Below are 6280 nucleotides of genomic sequence, written 5' to 3' on the forward strand. Positions count from 1 at the left end.
GCTGGAGATCACACCGTTGGTGAGCGGTGCCGGCTCGATCCTGGATTCCGTCGGGCGAACTTCAGGCTTGCTCGCTTCAGCTCTGGGCTGAGCCGGCGGCATCGCGGCAGTCGCAGCGGCAAGCGTCGACAGGCGGGCGGCGAGGCGCGACGGGGCGGCTTCCGGGGCGGGGTCGCCGCGGCTTGAACCTGAGCGGGGGGACGTGCCGGACTATTGGACGCGTCGGCAACGTCGGTGCTGGCGTCGGCCCCGTTGCGCTCGGTGACCGCGACGACGGTGCGAGTGGTCGCGCCCTTCTCGACATTCTCCGCGAGCAGGTTGCGCATGATGGCGTCGCGCGAGCCGCCGCTGCGGCCGCCGAGCACGACGCCGATCAGGTGGCGATTGCCGCGGCGCATCGAGCTGACGAGATTGAAGCCGGAGGCGCGGGTGTAGCCGGTCTTGATGCCGTCCACGCCCTCGACACTGCCGAGCAGGCGATTGTGGTTGCGGATCGACTGACCGCGCCAGTTGAAGGTCGAGGTCGCGAAATAGCGATAGTAGCGCGGGAAGCGCTCCTGGATGGCGCGGCCGAGCGTGGCCTGGTCGCGCGCGGTTGTGACCTGCTCGTCGTTGGGAAGGCCGTTGGCGTTGCGGTACACCGTCTTGGACATGCCGAGCGAGCGCGCCTTGCGCGTCATCATCTGGGCGAAGTCGTCTTCGTCTCCGGCGATCGCTTCTGCGATGACTACGGCGGCGTCATTGGCGGAACGCGTCACGAGACCCTTGATCGCGTCCTCGACGCGGATGGTCTGGCCGGCGCGCAGATTGAGCTTGGTCGGATCCTGGTCGGCCGCGTGCTTGGACACCGGCATCTCGGTGTCGAGCTTCAGCTTGCCGGACTCGAGGCGCTCGAACAGCAAATAGAGCGTCATGATCTTGGTGAGCGAGGCGGGGTGTCGCAGTGCGTCGGGGCTGGTCGACTGGAGCACGGCGCCGGAATTGCCGTCGACGATGATGGACGCGAATTTCGAGCTGGAGCTCTCGGACACATCGCGCTGCACCTTGTGGTGCGCGTAATGGCGCCGGTGACGCCGCGCCTCAGCAGCATCGGTGGTAAAGATGATTGCGGTGGTGACCGTAAGAAGCCCGAAAACGCCAACCCGCGCCAAGCGCGAGGAAGACAAGTTGTTACGAAGCATGGAACCCCGTCCCCGTTTCTGACTTGATCACCGGCTCGTGAGGCGAAATTGTGCCCACTCGACCCGGGATCATTACCTGCTCAGGCTGTCCCTCCGCTGGTGTTGGCCGCGGAAGAGCTGGGGCCTGAGCCGCTGTTCTGGCTAAGGTGATGTTCTCAAACGGCTTTGGCCGCTTGCGGAAGTGAACACGTCCAGGGAATCAAGGTAGGGGGCTGCGGTTTCCAAAAGCTTAAGGAACCCTTGCGGGAAACCCCGGAAATCTCAGCGATTTGGATCTATTTTTGTGCGGCGCACAAGATTCTTGACTTTATTGTGCGTTGCACTAATTTTGGGCAGGGTCAGGGAGCCGGGGCTTCCCGACGAGAGCCAGGGAAAAAGGATTCCGACATGTTCAAGGTTGAAGACTTTCAGAACTACGGGAAAGAGCAGTTCGAGCAGTGCGTCGCGTCCGCGACTTCGGTGCAGCACGGCCTTCAGGCGATCGCCAGCGCCTATGGCGATTACACCAAGAAGTCGTTCGAAGACACCAAGTCCTTCGTCGAGAAGCTTTCCGGCGTGAAGTCGCTGGACAAGGCCATGGAAGCGCAGACCGATTTCGCTCGTTCCGCCTACGAGACCTTCGTCGCGGAATCGCAGAAGATCGCCGGCCTCTACAGCGACCTCGCCAAGCAGGCGTTCAAGCCGGTCGAGACCATCGTGTCGAAGTTCACCCCGGCCGCTCACTAAATTTCCGGGACGTCCTGGAATCGAAGCCCGGCTGAACCAGCCGGGCTTTTTGTTTGCGTGTGACGAATGCGTCAGCTCGCCGCGCTTGGACCACATCGATCGTCATGCTTGCCGACGTGGCCGTTGTTGCACGGCTGGTCGGTGACGCCAGGCAATTCGAGCGTTGGTAAATTGGACCGTAGAAAACCGGGGATGCCTCTGCGCGAAACCTCGCGGGCCGCATCCGGTGCCGGGTTCCTGATCAATCTGTTCTAAACAGGCGCGGCGGAAATTTTTGTCAAACCGGCCGAGATTGATTAACCTCGCCGGAGATCGCCGGGCCGGGAATCGGCACCGCTGCGGCCGCATCGGCCGGAGTTTTGCGTGCTTGCGGCAAGCCGGAGGCGGGCCCATATTGCTAGCGAACGATCCGGCTTGGCCGGATCCGTCGGGAGCGGCGATCCAACAAGGCGGCGCGCCTGCGCAAGGCTCCGAAGAGCGGCGCGCGCGGCAACCGTCATCGCTTCCGTGGGGAATTTTGAACGCCTGTGCCATGCCGCAACTGACTTCCAGCCTCGATCTGTCCGCGTCTGTCGCGGCCCGTGCTCCCCGGATGAGCAATGACGACAATCGTTCCAATGGTCCGACGGGGCCGAACACCTCGGTCATCACCAAGGTCAAGCCCAAGACCAAGCGGCCGAACCTGTACCGTGTGCTGATCCTCAACGACGACTACACTCCGATGGAGTTCGTCGTCCACGTGCTGGAGAAGTTCTTCCAGAAGGACGTCGAGGCCGCGACCAAGATCATGCTCCACGTCCATCATCACGGGATCGGCGAGTGCGGTGTGTTCACCTACGAGATTGCCGAGACCAAGGTGACGCAGGTGATGGATTTCGCCCGCAAGCACCAGCATCCGCTGCAATGCGTGATGGAAAAGAAGTAGGGCGTCTCGCGGCGCGTTCGAAGCCGGCTTTCGTTGCTTATGTCGCGGTGTGATCGTCGCGACCTATGTGCCCGCGATGTCCATTGCAGCTGGCAAGCTCGCGGAATTTTGCACCGGCGCCGATCCCGCCCAAATCGGAACGGGATTTGCATCGAAAATGGCGCAGGTGGCCAGCTGCGGAGTCGCGGAACCGGTCTTTCGCCGCGATCTTGTATAACTATATGTGACAAAGGTTGTTGTTGCCTGACCGGGCGATCACGACCATGATGGTGGGGGCCATAGAGGACGCGAATGCCGACTTTTTCCCAAAGCCTTGAACAATCCCTGCATCGTGCGCTGGCGATCGCAAACGAGCGTCATCACCAATACGCGACGCTCGAGCATCTCTTGCTTTCTTTGATCGACGACTCCGATGCAGCCGCCGTCATGCGCGCCTGTAGCGTCGATCTCGACAAGCTCCGTACGAGCCTCGTCAACTATCTTGAGACCGAATTCGAAAATCTGGTGACGGATGGCGCCGACGACGCCAAGCCGACCGCCGGCTTCCAGCGCGTGATCCAGCGCGCGGTGATCCACGTGCAGTCGTCCGGCCGCGAAGAGGTGACCGGCGCCAACGTCCTGATCGCGATCTTCGCCGAGCGTGAAAGCCATGCCGCGTATTTCCTGCAGGAGCAGGACATGACGCGTTATGACGCCGTCAATTACATCAGTCACGGCATCGCCAAGCGGCCGGGCGTCTCCGAAGCGCGGCCCGTGCGCGGCGTCGACGAGGAGACCGAGACCAAGGGCAACGAGGACGCCAAGAAGAAGGGCGAGGCGCTCGAGACCTATTGCGTCAACCTCAACAAGAAGGCGCGCGACGGCAAGATCGATCCGGTGATCGGACGCAACTCCGAGATCAACCGCGCGATCCAGGTGCTCTGCCGCCGGCAGAAGAACAATCCGCTGTTCGTCGGCGAAGCCGGTGTCGGCAAGACCGCGATCGCGGAAGGTCTCGCCAAGCGCATCGTCGACAGCGAGGTGCCGGAGGTGCTCGCGGCCGCCACCGTGTTCTCGCTCGACATGGGCACGCTGCTCGCAGGCACGCGCTATCGCGGCGACTTCGAGGAGCGCCTGAAGCAGGTGCTGAAGGAGCTCGAGGCGCATCCCAACGCCATCCTGTTTATCGACGAGATCCACACCGTGATCGGTGCGGGCGCGACGTCGGGCGGGGCGATGGACGCCTCGAACCTGCTGAAGCCGGCGCTGGCCTCGGGCACGATCCGCTGCATGGGCTCGACCACCTACAAGGAGTACCGCCAGCACTTCGAGAAGGACCGCGCGCTGGTGCGGCGCTTCCAGAAGATCGACATCAACGAGCCGACCGTCGAGGACGCGATCGCGATCCTCAAGGGCCTCAAGCCGTACTTCGAGGACTATCACCGTCTGAAGTACACCAATGAGGCGATCGAGGCCGCGGTGCAGCTCTCCTCGCGCTACATCCACGACCGCAAGCTGCCCGACAAGGCGATCGACGTGATCGACGAGTCCGGCGCGGCGCAGATGCTGGTCGCCGAGAACAAGCGCAAGAAGACCATCGGCATCAAGGAGATCGAGACCACGATCGCTTCGATGGCGCGGATCCCGCCGAAGAGTGTGTCGAAGGACGACGCCGAGGTGCTCAAGCATCTCGAGCAGACCCTGAAGCGCACCGTGTTCGGCCAGGACAAGGCGATCGAGTCGCTCGCCGCTTCGATCAAGCTGGCGCGTGCCGGCCTGCGCGAACCGGAGAAGCCGATCGGGTGCTACCTGTTCTCAGGGCCCACCGGCGTCGGCAAGACCGAAGTCGCAAAGCAGCTCGCGGCGACGCTCGGCGTCGAGCTCCTGCGCTTCGACATGTCCGAATACATGGAGCGGCACACCGTGTCGCGCCTGATCGGCGCGCCTCCCGGCTATGTCGGCTTCGACCAGGGCGGTCTGCTCACCGATGGCGTCGATCAGCATCCGCATTGCGTGGTGCTGCTCGACGAGATCGAGAAGGCGCATCCCGATCTCTACAACGTGCTGCTCCAGATCATGGATCACGGCCGGCTCACCGATCACAACGGCAAGCAGGTCAACTTCCGCAACGTGATCCTGATCATGACGACGAATGCGGGCGCGGCGGATCTCGCCAAGCAGGCGTTCGGCTTCACCCGCTCGAAGCGGGAAGGCGACGACCACGAGGCGATCAACCGGCAGTTCGCGCCGGAATTCCGCAACCGTCTCGATGCCATCGTCTCGTTCGGCCATCTCAGCGTCGAGGTGATCGGCACCGTGGTCGAGAAGTTCGTGCTTCAGCTCGAGGCGCAGCTCGGCGATCGCGATGTCACCATCGAGCTGTCCGAGCCCGCCAAGGCCTGGCTGGTCCAGCATGGCTACGACGAGCAGATGGGCGCGCGCCCCATGGCTCGCGTGATCCAGGAGCACATCAAGAAGCCGCTGGCCGACGAGGTGCTGTTCGGCAAGCTCAAGGGCGGCGGCCATGTTCGCGTCGTTCTCGTCAAGGACGAGGCCGACGAGACCAAAGAGAAGATCAGCTTCGAATTCCTCGACGGCCCGGTCACGCCGAAGCAGGAGAAGCTGCCCGGCACCCGCAAGCGTCCGCCGGGCAAGTCCAAGCCGGGCGGCCCCGGCGGCTCCAAGGGGCCGACCTCGAAGGGGCCGCTGGTCAAGGTCTGATCGGCTTATGATGAAATCGAAAAGGCCGGCTGCAAAGCCGGCCTTTTTGTTTGCGTCGTTGGCGGTCCGGAGGTGGCCTTACGTTCCGGCCTCCGGTGCGCGCGGTGGCCGCGGTCTCTTCGGAGTGCGCGGTGCTGCGTGCGGCACGGACGGCTGCATCGTCACGATGACCGGATTCGGCTTGTGATCGGTCGCCGCGCCGGTCGCAGCATCGACCCCCATGCCGATGACGCCGCCCGCCAGGAGATTGCCGGCGAAGCCGGCGGCGCCCGTGCCAGACACTTCCTTCGTAAGTTGCACCGTCTGCGATTGATAGCCTTCCTTCTCGAAGGTGATCGTGATGTCGGCGCTGCGTTTGGCGACGATGGCGCATGGCGTGGTGCAGGTGGTGGGCACTTCAAGCCCGCTCACGACTGCTTCCACGCCCGACGGTGTCGATGAGATGCTGATATTCTCGGTCGTGCCGCGCGTGACAGACGCGCAGCCGCCCAGCATGACGCTGAGCGCCACAATTCCAAATGAACGCATGAAATGCCCCTTGTCCCGCCGTCACTGAAGCGCAACCGGAGCGGGAGGACAATAGGCCATAGGTCGGAATAGTTAAGCCACGCTGGGGTTGTGCACGAAAACAGCCATAGCCTGGGCGTGGGCCCGCGCTATTCGCCGCGCAAGCGTTGATCGTCCTGCACGCGGACGTGCTCGGCGCCGCGTGCACCTGCAGGCGACAGGCGCAGCATGCTCAGCGCCG

Annotated in this window: 4 protein-coding genes and 1 pseudogene; 3 read left to right on the top strand and 2 right to left on the bottom strand. The window is 63.4% G+C overall.

The annotated features are described in order from the left end of the window. Positions 1-1181, bottom strand: a pseudogene (locus SE91_RS12090) (D-alanyl-D-alanine carboxypeptidase family protein); the annotation flags it as partial. A 387-nt stretch (positions 1182-1568) separates the two neighbouring features. On the opposite strand from SE91_RS12090, the gene SE91_RS12095 reads away from it, so the two are divergent. From SE91_RS12095 to clpA, 3 genes are all read left to right on the top strand, one after another. Beyond that, positions 1569-1907, top strand: coding sequence for a phasin family protein (locus SE91_RS12095; protein WP_008548648.1), 339 nt, complete (start codon positions 1569-1571; stop codon positions 1905-1907). A 592-nt stretch (positions 1908-2499) separates the two neighbouring features. Next, complete coding sequence (gene clpS, locus SE91_RS12100) at positions 2500-2832, top strand: ATP-dependent Clp protease adapter ClpS (protein ID WP_008548646.1); 333 nt, start codon at positions 2500-2502, stop codon at positions 2830-2832. A gap of 291 nt (positions 2833-3123) precedes the next feature. Further along, positions 3124-5532 carry an ATP-dependent Clp protease ATP-binding subunit ClpA gene (gene clpA, locus SE91_RS12105; protein WP_061847758.1) on the top strand — a complete coding sequence of 803 codons (2409 nt, stop codon included), beginning with the start codon at positions 3124-3126 and terminating at the stop codon, positions 5530-5532. 78 nt (positions 5533-5610) lie between these two features. Here clpA and SE91_RS12110 read toward each other — a convergent pair whose 3' ends face one another. Next, positions 5611-6060 (bottom strand): PEGA domain-containing protein, encoded by a 450-nt coding sequence (locus tag SE91_RS12110; RefSeq protein ID WP_060736297.1) that lies wholly within the window; start codon positions 6058-6060, stop codon positions 5611-5613. Positions 6061-6280 lie beyond the last annotated feature (220 nt).

It is taken from the genome of Bradyrhizobium sp. DOA1, assembly GCF_001593325.1.
Taxonomy (GTDB): Bacteria; Pseudomonadota; Alphaproteobacteria; order Rhizobiales; family Xanthobacteraceae; genus Bradyrhizobium.